Source organism: Marinobacter vinifirmus, assembly GCF_002258215.1.
Lineage (GTDB): Bacteria > Pseudomonadota > Gammaproteobacteria > Pseudomonadales > Oleiphilaceae > Marinobacter > Marinobacter vinifirmus.
The window spans coordinates 144,110-157,668 of sequence record NZ_NEFY01000006.1; the positions used below are offsets into that span (position 1 = coordinate 144,110).

10 protein-coding genes are annotated in these 13,559 nt (G+C 59.2%); all 10 read left to right on the plus strand.

What is annotated here, in order from left to right; all coding sequences use genetic code 11:
* Positions 1-53: 53 nt before the first annotated feature.
* The 10 genes from sucC to ligA all read left to right on the plus strand — a co-directional run bounded on the left by sucC (position 54) and on the right by ligA (position 13,485).
* Positions 54-1,220 (plus strand): ADP-forming succinate--CoA ligase subunit beta, encoded by a 1,167-nt coding sequence (sucC, locus tag B9Q17_RS09725; protein ID WP_094625071.1) that lies wholly within the window; start codon positions 54-56, stop codon positions 1,218-1,220.
* Positions 1,220-2,092 carry a succinate--CoA ligase subunit alpha gene (gene sucD, locus B9Q17_RS09730; RefSeq protein ID WP_058340552.1) on the plus strand — a complete coding sequence of 291 codons (873 nt, stop codon included), beginning with the start codon at positions 1,220-1,222 and terminating at the stop codon, positions 2,090-2,092. The genes sucC and sucD overlap by 1 nt, the downstream gene beginning before the upstream one ends.
* Before the next feature lie 202 nt (positions 2,093-2,294).
* Positions 2,295-3,509, plus strand: coding sequence for a tryptophan--tRNA ligase (locus B9Q17_RS09735; protein ID WP_094625072.1), 1,215 nt, complete (start codon positions 2,295-2,297; stop codon positions 3,507-3,509).
* A 36-nt stretch (positions 3,510-3,545) separates the two neighbouring features.
* The gene (locus B9Q17_RS09740; RefSeq protein ID WP_094625073.1) at positions 3,546-4,373 is read left to right on the plus strand and encodes a segregation and condensation protein A; all 828 of its coding nucleotides are present in this window, start codon (positions 3,546-3,548) and stop codon (positions 4,371-4,373) included.
* Between the two features lie 15 nt (positions 4,374-4,388).
* Positions 4,389-5,000 (plus strand): SMC-Scp complex subunit ScpB, encoded by a 612-nt coding sequence (gene scpB, locus B9Q17_RS09745; protein WP_094625074.1) that lies wholly within the window; start codon positions 4,389-4,391, stop codon positions 4,998-5,000.
* A 37-nt stretch (positions 5,001-5,037) separates the two neighbouring features.
* Positions 5,038-6,000, plus strand: coding sequence for a 23S rRNA pseudouridine(2605) synthase RluB (gene rluB, locus B9Q17_RS09750; protein WP_058340555.1), 963 nt, complete (start codon positions 5,038-5,040; stop codon positions 5,998-6,000).
* Positions 6,001-6,127: 127 nt separating this feature from the next.
* Positions 6,128-6,808 carry a GntR family transcriptional regulator gene (locus B9Q17_RS09755; protein ID WP_094625075.1) on the plus strand — a complete coding sequence of 227 codons (681 nt, stop codon included), beginning with the start codon at positions 6,128-6,130 and terminating at the stop codon, positions 6,806-6,808.
* Between the two features lies 1 nt (position 6,809).
* The gene (gene smc, locus B9Q17_RS09760) at positions 6,810-10,304 is read left to right on the plus strand and encodes a chromosome segregation protein SMC (RefSeq protein ID WP_094625076.1); all 3,495 of its coding nucleotides are present in this window, start codon (positions 6,810-6,812) and stop codon (positions 10,302-10,304) included.
* A gap of 121 nt (positions 10,305-10,425) precedes the next feature.
* A complete protein-coding gene (gene zipA / locus B9Q17_RS09765; RefSeq protein ID WP_094625077.1) occupies positions 10,426-11,424 on the plus strand; it encodes a cell division protein ZipA in 999 nt (332 codons plus the stop codon).
* A 24-nt stretch (positions 11,425-11,448) separates the two neighbouring features.
* Complete coding sequence (ligA, locus tag B9Q17_RS09770; RefSeq protein ID WP_094625078.1) at positions 11,449-13,485, plus strand: NAD-dependent DNA ligase LigA; 2,037 nt, start codon at positions 11,449-11,451, stop codon at positions 13,483-13,485.
* Positions 13,486-13,559: the final 74 nt, after the last annotated feature.

Below are 13,559 nucleotides of genomic sequence, written 5' to 3' on the forward strand. Positions count from 1 at the left end.
GCCGGTTACTCTCCGTACGTGGTTATCATCCATCTAAAGACGGGACATTAACTATGAATTTGCACGAATATCAGGGCAAACAGCTTTTCGCTGAATATGGCCTGCCGGTATCCCAGGGCATCGCCTGCGATACTCCTCAAGAAGCTGTTGACGCTGCCACTGAAATTGGCGGTGACGCATGGGTTGTCAAAGCACAGGTTCACGCTGGTGGCCGTGGTAAGGCCGGCGGTGTAAAGCTGGTTAAAGACAAAGAAGAAATCCGTGCCTTCGCACAGAACTGGCTGGGCAAAAACCTGGTAACTTACCAGACTGACGAAAACGGCCAGCCGGTCAGCAAGATTCTGGTTGAATCCCTCACCGACATCGACCAGGAGCTGTACCTGGGCGCGGTTGTTGACCGTGGCACCCGTCGTATCGTTTTCATGGCCTCTACTGAAGGCGGCGTGGAAATCGAGAAAGTTGCCGAAGAAACTCCTGAAAAGATCCTGAAGGCCGAAATCGATCCGCTGGTAGGCGCTCAGCCTTACCAGGGCCGCGAGCTGGCATTCAAACTGGGTCTGGAAGGCAAGCAGATCGGTCAGTTCACCAAGATTTTCCTGGGCCTGGCCAAGCTGTTTGAAGAGTGTGACCTGGCTCTGGTTGAGATCAACCCGCTGGTTATCACTCCGGCTGGCGACCTGCACTGCCTGGACGCCAAGCTCGGTGTAGACGGCAACGCCCTGTACCGTCAGAAGAAAATCCACGACATGCGCGATCCTTCCCAGGAAGACGCCCGTGAAGCCGAAGCGGCCAAGTGGGAACTGAACTACGTAGCCCTGGAAGGCAACATCGGTTGTATGGTTAACGGTGCGGGCCTGGCCATGGGTACCATGGACATCATCAAACTCGCCGGCGGCCAGCCTGCCAACTTCCTGGACGTAGGTGGCGGCGCGACCAAAGAGCGCGTTACTGAAGCGTTCAAGATCATCCTGTCTGACGAGGCAGTGCAAGCCGTTCTGGTTAACATCTTCGGTGGTATCGTTCGCTGCGACATGATCGCTGAAGGCATCATCGGTGCCGTTAAAGAAGTAGGCGTTAAAGTGCCGGTTGTGGTTCGTCTGGAAGGCAACAACGCTGACCTGGGCGCCAAGGTTCTGGCCGAAAGTGGCCTGAACATCATCGCCGCCACCAGCCTGGCGGATGCCGCAGAGCAAGTCGTTAAAGCCGCAGGGGGTAAATAATGAGCATCCTGATCAACAAAGACACCAAGGTTATCTGCCAGGGCTTTACCGGCGCACAGGGTACTTTCCACTCTGAGCAAGCCATTGCCTACGGCACCAAGATGGTTGGCGGTGTAAGCCCGGGTAAGGGCGGTACCGAGCACCTGGGTCTGCCGGTGTTCAACACCGTTCGTGACGCCGTAGAAAAGACCGGTGCAGAAGCCACCGTTATCTACGTACCGGCTCCGTTCTGTAAAGACGCCATCATTGAAGCAGCCGATGCCGGCATCAAGCTGATCGTATGTATCACTGAAGGCATCCCGACCATCGACATGCTGTACGCCAAGGAATACGTTGATCGTGCCGGCGTTCGCATGATTGGTCCGAACTGCCCGGGTGTAATCACTCCGGACGAGTGCAAGATCGGCATCATGCCTGGCCATATCCACAAGAAGGGTAAGGTTGGCATCGTATCCCGCTCCGGCACCCTGACTTACGAAGCCGTGAAGCAGACGACTGACTATGGCTTTGGCCAGTCTACCTGTATCGGTATCGGTGGTGACCCGATTCCTGGCTCCAACTTCATCGATATTCTGGCCCTGCTGCAGGAAGATCCGGAAACCGAAGCTATCGTAATGATCGGTGAGATCGGTGGTACTGCCGAAGAAGAAGCGGCTGCGTTCATCAAAGAGAACGTAACCAAGCCGGTGGTTTCCTACATTGCCGGTGTTACTGCACCTCCAGGCAAGCGTATGGGTCACGCGGGCGCCATCATCTCTGGTGGTAAGGGTACTGCAGACGAGAAGTTTGCCGCCCTGGAAGACGCCGGCGTTAAAACCGTGCGCAGCCTGGCCGAAATCGGCAAGGCCCTGAAGGAAGTGACTGGCTGGTAATCAGTCCGGTTTCAAGCCTTTAACAAAACCCCCGGATTCGCGAGAATTCCGGGGGTTTTGCGTTATGTTGCCAGGCTTTTGATTCGCTTTGCTTAACGCAGGGCAGTGTTGCGTCTATAATGCCCGGTCAGCCCGTTTTCCGTGGCCGTATGTATTCTGGCCGAAACGGGCACTTTATAAACAGAAAGAAGGAGTTCGTGCTTTGAGTTCTGTCGATTCCCAGCAAAGAGTGTTGTCCGGCATGCGTCCGACCGGCAAGCTGCACCTCGGCCACTACCACGGTGTGCTGAAAAACTGGGTCAAGCTCCAGCACGAGTATGAGTGCTTCTTCTTCGTCGCAGACTGGCATGCTTTGACCACCCAGTACGACGACACCTCCGGCATCGAACAAAGCGTTTGGGACATGGTCATCGACTGGCTGGCCGCCGGCGTGAACCCGGGTTCCTCAACCATGTTCATTCAGTCCCAGGTGCCGGAACACGCTGAGTTGCACCTCCTGTTGTCGATGATCACGCCGCTGGGCTGGCTCGAGCGTATTCCAACCTACAAAGACCAGCAGGAAAAGCTCAAGGAAAAGGATCTCGCCACCTATGGTTTTCTGGGTTACCCACTGCTGCAGACAGCGGATATCCTGATGTATCGTGCCGGTAAAGTGCCAGTCGGCGCAGACCAGGTTTCCCATGTGGAGATTACCCGGGAAATCGCCCGTCGCTTTAACCATATCTACGGTCGGGAGCCCAACTTCGAAGAGCTTTCGGAAGCGGCCATCGTCAAGATGGGCAAGAAGAACGCCAAGCTTTACCGCAACCTGAAGAAACGTTACCAGGAAGAGGGCGATGTGGAAGCCCTGGAAACGGCCCGGGCACTGTTGAAAGAGCAGCAGAATATTTCCCTGGGCGATCGCGAGCGGCTTTATGGCTACATCGAAGGCGGCGGCAAGGTGATTCTGCCTGAGCCCCAGCCGCTGCTGACCCCGGAATCCAAGATGCCGGGGCTGGACGGACAGAAGATGTCCAAGTCCTACAACAACTACATCGGCCTGCGGGAAGAGCCGGACAGCGTGGCGCAGAAAATTCGCACCATGCAGACCGACCCGCAGCGGGTGCGCCGTACCGACCCTGGCGAACCGGAGAAGTGCCCGGTTTGGGGCATGCACAAGGTGTACTCAGACGAGAAGACCTGCCAGTGGGTACAGGAAGGCTGCCGCAGTGCCGGTATTGGCTGCCTGGATTGCAAGAAACCGCTGATCGATTCCATTATCGAAGAGCAGAAACCGCTGCACGAGCGGGCCAGGGAGTATGAGGGCAACCCGGACCTGGTTCGCTCCATCCTTGAAGAAGGGCGTGAGCAGGCCCGTGATGCGGCCCGCGATACCCTTGAGGAAGTCCGCGCGGCCATGGGGCTCAGTTACCGCTGAGCCAGGCCGGGCAACCCCGACCAGAGGTGAAAAGGTATGACGGACGAAAGCACGGAAGTAGCTGACGCCCCGGCGGATACCCCGGTGCAGGAACCCCTTGCACGGGTGTCTGGCAAGCCCCTGGTCGACCTGCCGAAAGATCTCTACATTCCACCGGATGCACTGGCAGTTTTCCTGGAGGCCTTTGAGGGGCCCCTGGATTTACTGTTGTACCTGATTCGCCGCCAGAACATGAACATTCTGGATATCGACGTCAGCGAAATCACCCGGCAGTACATGGATTACATCGGTGCCGTGGAAGCCATGCGCTTCGAACTGGCGGCGGAGTACCTGGTGATGGCCGCCACCCTGGCGGAGATCAAGTCCCGGATGCTGCTTCCTCGCCAGGAAACTGACGATGAGGATGATATCGATCCCAGGGCAGAGCTGATCCGCAGGCTGCAGCAATACGAGCGGTTCAAGCAGGCGGCAGAAGATATCGACGAAATGCCCCGCATGGAGCGGGACACCTTTGCCGGTTCTGCCGCACTGCCGAAGCTGCCGTCGTCCCAGCCGCACCCGGATGTCGATATGAGGGAGCTTCTGCTGGCACTGCGTGGTGTACTGCAACGGGCCGACCTGTTTACCAGCCACCATGTGGAGAGAGAACGGCTGTCTACCCGGGAACGCATGTCCCATATCCTGGCCAGCCTTCAGGGAGACCGGTTCGTGACCTTCGAAAGCCTGTTCACCATCGAAGAAGGCCGGCTTGGTGTGGTGGTAACCTTTCTGGCAACGCTGGAACTGGTCAAGGAACAGCTGATTGAAATTGTGCAGGCAGAGGTTCTCGGGTCCATTCACGTGCGCGCCCGTGCTGCCAGCTAACGGAAATCTGGAGCCATGAACGAAGAACAGTTGGACCGCATTCGTTGTATCACCGAGGCCGCCCTGCTGGCCGCCGGAAAGCCCCTGTCGCTGGATCAGCTCCGGGAGCTGTTCGACGAAGGCGATCGCCCGGCCCGGCAGGTTATGGAGCACGTGCTGGTTCTGCTGGAACAGTCCTGTGAAGGCCGCGGATTCGAGTTGAAGAAAGTTGCCAGCGGTTACCGGTTGCAGGTTAGGGAAGAGTTCGCGCCCTGGGTTGGCCGGCTGTTCGAGGAAAAGCCGCAGCGGTATTCCCGGGCGTTGCTGGAAACCCTGGCACTGATTGCCTACCGGCAACCGATTACCCGGGGCGAGATTGAAGAAATCCGTGGCGTTACGGTAAGCAGCAATATCATTCGTACCCTGCTTGAGCGAGAGTGGGTGCGGGTAGTGGGCCATCGCGATGTGCCGGGCAGGCCGGCCATGTATGCCACCACCCGACAATTTCTTGATTATTTCAACCTGACCGGGCTCGATGAGTTGCCTCCGTTGTCGGAAGTGCGGGATCTCGAAGAGATCGGTCGGGAGATAGAACGCAATATGCAGGGCGAAATCGAACTCGATGCGCCCGACCAGACACTTCACTGATGCCACCGGCATCAGCTATTCAGTAAGGATGTAATACATGGCGGCATCTAGCCCCGGAAAACCAGGCGCAGCAAAGAAACCGGCCCGCGGCGACCAGGCCCTGAGTGAAGGCCCGGAGCGCATTCAGAAACTCCTGGCCCGTGCCGGTGCCGGATCACGCCGGGAAATCGAGGGCTGGATGGAGTCCGGCCGCCTGCTGGTCAACGGCCAGCCGGCGCAGCCCGGGCAGAAAGCCACCATTGACGACTCCTTCGAACTGGACGGCAAGGTTCTGGACGTAAGCTCGGCCGCCCAGGTGGTTCGCCGTGTGCTGATCTACAACAAGCCCGAAGGCGAAGTGACCAGCCGTAAAGATCCGGAAGGCCGCCCGACGGTATTTGACCGGCTGCCACGGCTGAAAGATCAGCGCTGGATTTCGATTGGTCGCCTGGATATCAACACCACCGGACTGGTGCTGTTCACCACCGACGGCGAACTGGCCAACCGGCTGATGCATCCGTCCCGCCAGATTGACCGTGAATACGCGGTGCGGGTGTTTGGCGAAGTAGACGACGCCATGCTGGAGCGCTTGCGGGAAGGTGTGTTGCTGGAAGATGGCATGGCCAAGTTCTCCGATATCGCGCCCGCTGGCGGCAGCGGCATGAACCGCTGGTTCCACGTAACCCTGCTGGAAGGACGCAATCGGGAAGTGCGCCGCCTGTGGGAATCTCAGGGTGTGCGGGTAAGCCGCCTGAAGCGTGTCCGTTACGGGCCGATCTTCCTGCCAAGCCGTCTGACCCTGGGCAAATGGGAAGAGCTGGACCAGAAAGCGGTCGATACCCTGAGTCGCACGGTCGACCTGGCACCGGTGAGCATTCCCCAGAAAACGCCTGGGGAACAGGCTGAACACGATCGGAGACGCCGCAAGAGCCCGGGTAAATCGCTGCAGCGTGCCCGCAAAGGCAGCTGGCAGGTCTCTGATTCCGCCCCGGCCCGTCCCCAACGCAAACCTCGTAGCTGATCCCTCAACGGTCCCGCCCCTGTCTGCCGGCAATCAAAATGTCCGACAAGGGGGTGGGGCCGGCAAAAGCCTGTGATAAACTCCTGCGTTTGATTGTCCCGCGTTGGCAGAGGTGAGCATCAGGTCTATGAGATTTCAGGCACCGGAAAGTCTTTCCGAACAGATCGCCCAGCATATTGGCCAGAGAATCGTTATCCGGGATCTCAAGCCCGGCGAGCGCATTCAGGAGCTCAAGGTAGCCGGAGAGCTGAACGTCAGCCGTGGCTCCGTGCGTGAGGCGCTGCTGATTCTCGAGCGCCGGCACCTGGTGGAAATCTACCCGCGCCGTGGTGCCGTGGTGTCTGACCTGACTCCGGCCTCTGTGAATGCCCTCTACGACATCTACATCGACCTGCTGTGCATGCTCGGGCGCAAGGTACTGGAACGCTGGTCCGGCGACGAGCTTGGCGGCGTCATGAGCCAGGTGCGGGAGATGCAGGCAGTCATCGACGCCCTGAACTCCCAGGCGCCAGACGCCGCCGAACGGGTGATCGAGGCTGGTTTTGGCGTCATGCGCTACGCCTACAGCCTGGTTGAAAACCCGTTTCTGGAAGAAACCCTGGAAAACTTCCGGCCCGCCATCAGCCGTACCTACTACGTGGCGCTGGATCATTTCCGCAGTGAAATTGCCGAAACCGGTACCTTCTTCCGAAACCTGGCCGATGCGGCCGTCGCCGGCGATGCCGAGCGCCTAGAGAAGGTTATCCAGGACTTTGGTGAACACCAGCGCCAACAGGTACTGAGCATTCTCACGGAGGAGAACGCCTGACATGCGGCTCAAGTCCATTAAACTGGCCGGTTTCAAATCCTTTGTTGATCCAACCACCGTACCGTTCCCGTCGAATATGACGGCGGTAGTGGGGCCGAACGGTTGTGGCAAATCCAACATCATTGACGCCGTTCGCTGGGTAATGGGCGAGAGCTCCGCAAAGTACCTGCGGGGCGAATCCATGACAGACGTTATCTTCAACGGCTCCAGCGCCCGCAAGCCGGTGGGGCAGGCTTCCATCGAACTGGTGTTTGATAACACCGAAGGTAAGGCGCCGGGCGAGTTCGTTAAATTCAACGAAATTTCGGTAAAACGACGGGTATCCCGGGAAGGCCAGTCCGAATACTTTCTCAATGGCTCCAAGTGCCGCCGTCGAGACATTACAGACCTGTTTCTGGGCACCGGCCTGGGGCCGCGAAGCTACGCCATCATCGAACAGGGTATGATTTCCCGGTTGATCGAAGCCAAGCCGGAGGAATTGCGTGTCTACATCGAAGAAGCGGCCGGCATTTCCAAGTACAAGGAACGCCGCCGGGAAACCGAAAACCGCATCAAGCGTACCCAGGAAAACCTTGATCGCCTGACCGACCTGCGGGAAGAACTGGGCCGGCAATTGCAGCACCTGGAGCGACAGGCGGCTGCAGCGGAAAAGTACAAAACCTACAAGCAGGAAGAGCGCCAGAAAAAAGCGGAACTTACCGTACTGCGCTGGAAGGCCCTGGATAACGACCTGCAAACCTCGCGTGGCAAGATCCGCGATACCGAGCTGGAGCTTGAAAAACTCCTGACCGAGCGGGTGAACCTGGAAACCTCCCTGGAATCCCTGCGGGAAGCCCACCACGAACGCACCGAACACTTTAACCGAGCCCAGGCCCGCTACTACGAAGCCGGCGCGGATATTGCCCGTATTGAGCAGAGCATCGAACACCAACGGGAACGCAGCCGCCAGACCGCTGCCGAGCTGGACCAGGCCATGGCCAACCAGCGGGAACTGGCCCGGGAGCTGGAACAGGACGAAGACAAGCTGGCGGGCATCCAGGAAGAACTGGATATGCTGGAGCCCGAGCAGGAGAGCCTGGCCATCCGGGCCGAGGAATCCGGCGAGAAGCTCCAGCAGGCCGAGGATGCCATGAGCGACTGGCAGCATCGCTGGGATGAATTCAGTACCCGATCCGCCGACGCTCGCCGCCAGGCAGAACTTGCCCAGTCCCGCATCCGTTCGCTGGAAGACGCCATCGAGCAGCTGCGCAACCGCAAACAGAAACTTCACGACGAAAACGAACTGCTGGAAGGCCAGCTGGACCGGGCAGAGCTGGAAGACCTGCTGGAACAGCAGGAAACCCTGGAGCTCCAGCGGGAAGAAGCGCAGGAGCGTATTCAGTCTCTGCAGGATGACGTTTATAACGCCCGCCAGAAACTCCGCGATGCCGAACAGCAGGTACAGGAGCATCGCCAGCGGGTGCAAAGCCTGCGGGCTTCCCTGGAGTCCCAGCAATCCCTGCTGGACGAACAGATGGGCAGCCAGGACGATGCGCTGCAACAATGGCTTTCAGATAACGGCCTTTCCGATGCGCCCCGGCTGGCGACCCGCCTGGCGATCGAAGACGGCTGGGAGTTTGCGGTTGAGCAGGTAATAGGCCGGTTCACCCAGGGCCTTTCGTTGCCCGGCTTTGATCAGCTGACGGGCGCGCTGGAACAGGCTCCCAGAGGCCTGGCGGTCGTTTCGGAAAATGGAAATGGCAGCCCGGAAAGCTCCGGGCTTGCCGCCAAGGTATCTGGCGTCCCGGCGCTGGATGCCATGCTGGCAAACATTGATGTGGCGGAATCTGCCGCTGACGCACTCGCGCGCCGTGAGCAACTGGCGCCGGCCGCCAGCCTGATTACCCGTGAAGGGATCTGGGTTGCCCGGGACTGGGTACTGATGCCGGACTCCGACGCCGGCCAGGTGGGCGTGATCGAGCGCCAGAAAAAGGTCACCGAGCTTGAAGCCTTGCTGGCGGAAGCCGAAGAACAGCTTGAAGCTGCTAATGAACAACTGGAACTTTTGCAGGAGCAGGGCGAACGGGCAGAGACCGCCCGGGAAGAAGCCCAGGCCAGAATCAGCGAAACCGAGCGCGATCTGGCAGCGCTGGCATCCCGCGCCAGCGGCCTGAAAGCCCGGGCAGAGCAGATTGATGCCCGGCTGTCCCGCATTCGCGACGATATTGAAGAAGTGACCGCGAGCCTGGAAGGCCAGCAGGAAAGTCTGCTGGAAGCCCGGGAGGAATGGGATATTGCGCTGGCCTCCAGCGAAGACTCCGATGAAGAAAAAGAACGCCTGCTGGAACAGCGGGATAGCCTTAGGGAGAACCTTGACCGCCTGCGCCAGGATGCCCGCCACGATCGTGACCACACCCACCAGCTGCAGCTGCAACTGCAGACCCTGCAAAGCCAGCGTGACGGCCTGAAACAGACCATCGACCGGATGCAGCTCCAGAAAGAGCGCCTGGAAGAGCGGCTGGACGTGCTCCGGGAGGCCCGGGAAACCGCCGAAGAGCCTGTGGAAGACCTGCAAATGCAACTCGAAGGCCTGCTGGAGCGGCGGCTGGCGGAAGAAGAAAAGCTGGGTGCCGCCCGGGATGCCCTGGAAGATATTGACAGGGAAGTGCGGGATCGGGAGCAGGGCCGCAGCCGTACCGAACACGTGGTGCAGGACGTCCGTGCACAGCTCGAAAAGCTAAAGATGGAATCCCAGGCGCTGGAGATTCGCGCTGGAAATTATATTGAACAACTCAGAGAGTTAGACGTTAAACTTCAGGTGGTACTTGAGCAATTGCCAGAGGACGCCGAGGAAAAAGTCTGGGCCGAAGAGCTGGAAAAGATCGGCAATCGCATCCAGCGGCTCGGGGCCATCAACCTGGCTGCCATCGAGGAGTATCAGGTTCAGGGTGAGCGCAAGAACTACCTGGATGAGCAGCACAATGATCTGATGGAAGCGCTGGAAACCCTGGATAATGCGATCCGCAAGATCGACCGGGAAACCCGTCAGCGTTTCAAGGAAACTTTTGACCAGGTGAACGGTGGCTTGCAGGCGTTGTTCCCGAAAGTGTTCGGGGGAGGTAATGCCTACCTGGAGCTGACCGGGGAAGACCTCCTGGAAACCGGCGTCGCCATCATGGCCCGGCCCCCGGGCAAGAAGAACAGTACCATTCACCTGTTGTCCGGTGGTGAAAAGGCCCTGACGGCCATTGCCCTGGTATTTTCCATTTTCCAGCTCAACCCGGCGCCTTTCTGTATGCTGGATGAGGTCGATGCCCCGCTGGATGATGCCAACGTTGGCCGGTATGCCAATATGGTCAAAGAGATGTCCAAACAGGTACAGTTCATCTACATTACCCATAACAAGATCGCCATGGAGCTGGCTGACCAGTTGATGGGGGTGACCATGCACGAACCGGGCTGTTCGCGACTGGTATCGGTAGACGTAGACGAGGCAGCGGCCCTGGCCGAAGCCTGACGGGTTGGCGAAAAAGCCGCCAACCATGACAATAACGCCATCTGGGCCCGGTGTGCGTTGTATTCATTACGGGCTTTTCTTAGAGTAGCAACGTTCCGAACTGCAAACAGGACAGCAGCTTATGTCACTTAGGGAATGGTTAATCGCCATAGGTACCCTGGTAATTATTGTAATCGTGGTCGACGGTATCCGTCGCATGCATCGAGCCCGCAAGGAATCCATGGCGATTTCTTCTGGCATGGGTGCCGATGAACTTAAAGAGTCCCCGCTGGATGACGAATACAACCCGGAACTGCCGAATGGCGGAGCCCGCATAGTTTCCCGGGGTAACCTGGAAGAGCGGGGCTATGTCACCTGCGACACCTCCGAACCGGACGGTTATGACGATGACGTGGAACCTGAAACAGGCTGGGGTGCCATTGATGATGAGCCCGAAGAACCTGTTCAGACACGTGTGCAGTCCCGGCCGGAACAGCCCCGGGAGTTTGCGGAGCCGGAGCCGATGGTTGAGCCGGAGCCCGAACCTGAACCCGCTCCTGAGCCACAACCGGAAGTGCGCCAGCCGTCACGGCCGGTTAAGGAGCAGGAGCCTCCGGTTGTCACCTCCGAGGTGGAAGAAGATACCGCTCGCCGGGACCCTGTGAAACCCCGTGGTAATCAGCCGCTGGCCGGCGCCAACCGCCCGGAAGCCCGCGAAGTACTGGTCATCAACGTGTTGTCCCGCAGTGGCGAGGAATTTTCGGGCCCGGTCCTGAAAAAGCTGTTTGAAGCCTGTGGCCTGGAGCACGGCGACATCGATATTTACCATCGCCACGAAGGCTCCGATACCACCACGCCGGTGCAGTTCAGTGTGGCGAACGCGGTAGAGCCGGGTACCTTCCGGCCGCAGGACATGCCCGGGATGAAAACGCCGGGTATCAGCTTTTTCATGAGCCTGCCCGGGCCGTCAAATGCCATGCAGGCATTCGAATTCATGCTGGAAACTGCCCAGACGGTGGTCCGCAACATGGGTGGCGAGCTGAAAGACGAGCGCCGCAGTGTGATGACACCGCAAACCATCGAGCATTGCCGCCAGCGCATCCGTGAATTCGAGCGTAAACAACGTTCCCATCGGGCCTAACACCCAGCCAGGACTCCCGACCTGATGACCAAAGCTTCTGCAGAAATCCAGCAGCGCGTAGCCGAGCTACGCGCGAATCTTGAAGACCACAATTACTACTACTACGTTCTGGACGAGCCCAGAATCCCCGATGCGGAATACGACCGGCTGTTCCGGGAGCTCCAGCAACTGGAGCGGGAACATCCGGAGCTGGCCTCTGACGACTCGCCCACCCGCAGGGTAGGCAGCACCCGCGACACCAGCTTCGCCGAAGTGACCCACCGGCTGCCGATGCTGTCGCTGGACAACGCTTTCAGCGAAGACGAACTGCGGGACTTCGACCGCCGGATCCGCGACCGTCTGCACACCGAAGACTCCATTGAGTACGTCTGCGAACCCAAGCTCGATGGCCTTGCGGTGAGCCTGCATTACGAGAACGGACTTCTGACCCGCGCTGCCACCCGGGGCGATGGCTACACCGGGGAAGACATCACCGCCAACATCCGAACAATTCCGTCTGTACCGCTAAAGCTTCGGGGCAGCGGCTATCCGGAGCTGGTAGAGGTGCGTGGCGAGGTGTACATGCCCAAAGCCGGGTTCGAGAAACTGAACCAGCGGCTGGCAGAGCAGGACGAGAAGACCTTTGTTAACCCGCGTAATGCCGCCGCCGGCAGCCTGCGCCAGAAGAAATCTACCGTCACCGCCAGGCGCCCGCTGGAGTTCTGCGCCTACAGCATGGCAGTAACGGACGAAAGCGTGCTTCCTGGCACCCACTGGGACAGCCTTCAGCTGGTGAGCGACTGGGGTTTCCGGATCAACCCGGAAATGCGCAAGGCCGAGGGTGCGGAAGCCTGCTTGCAGGCCTACAACGAGCTGATGGAAAAGCGTGACAGCCTGCCCTATGAAATCGACGGCATCGTGTTCAAGGTGAACCGCCTGGATCTCCAGCAACAGCTCGGGTTTGTCTCCAGGGCACCGCGCTGGGCCATTGCCCACAAGTTCCCGGCCCAGGAAGAGCTGACGGTCATTGAAGACGTGGAATTCCAGGTGGGCCGTACTGGCGCTGTTACTCCGGTTGCACGCCTGAAACCGGTGTTTGTCGGCGGTGTCACGGTTTCCAACGCGACCCTGCACAACATGGATGAAATCCGCCGTCTGGATGTGCACATCGGTGATACCGTGTTCATTCGCCGGGCAGGCGATGTTATTCCGCAGGTGGTGAAGGTGGTGCCGGAAAAACGCCCGGCTAACGCACCTTCTGTTGAAATGCCGGCGCATTGCCCGGTTTGCGGTTCCGACATTGTCCAGATTGAGGGTGAGGCGGTAGCACGCTGTTCCGGCGGCCTGTATTGCCCGGCTCAGCGCAAAGAAGCCATCCGCCATTATGCGTCCCGCAAGGCGATGGATATTGAAGGTCTTGGCGACCGGCTGATCGAAGTGCTGGTAGATGAAGGCATGGTGAGTACGGTGGCGGATCTGTACCGGCTGACCAAATTCCAGCTGGCCAGCCTTGAGCGCATGGGCGACAAGTCTGCCGGCAACCTGGTGGCGGCTATCGACCGTTCCCGTAACCCGGTGCTCTGGCGCTTCCTGTATGCGCTGGGCATCCGGGAAGTGGGGGAGGCCACGGCCAAGTCCCTGGCGTCTCATTTCGGAACCCTGGAGGCCATTGCCGGGGCAGATGAGGACGCCCTGCAACTGGTTCAGGATGTCGGCCCCATCGTGGCCGGCCATATCCGCAGCTTCTTTGATCAATCCCACAACCAGGAAACCCTGCAAGCGCTTAAAGACGCCGGTGTTACCTGGCAGGAAGAGCAAGTAGTAGCTGCTGAAGAACAGCCGCTGGCGGGTGAAACCTGGGTGCTCACCGGCACCTTGTCGCAAATGACCCGTGACCAGGCCAAGGAAAAGCTGGAGCGCCTGGGTGCCAAGGTAGCTGGCAGCGTCTCGAAAAAGACCGCTTGCGTGGTGGCGGGAGAAGCGGCCGGCTCCAAGCTCGCAAAAGCCGAGCAACTGGGTGTGCCGGTGCTGGACGAAGATGGATTGCTGGCCCTGCTCAAGGAGCACGGCTTAGAGGCCTGAAGACCGCTGGCCGGTGAATCTGAGAACTCGCGCAGATCCCCCGGAGAACAAATTGGCTACCATGGCGTTGACCT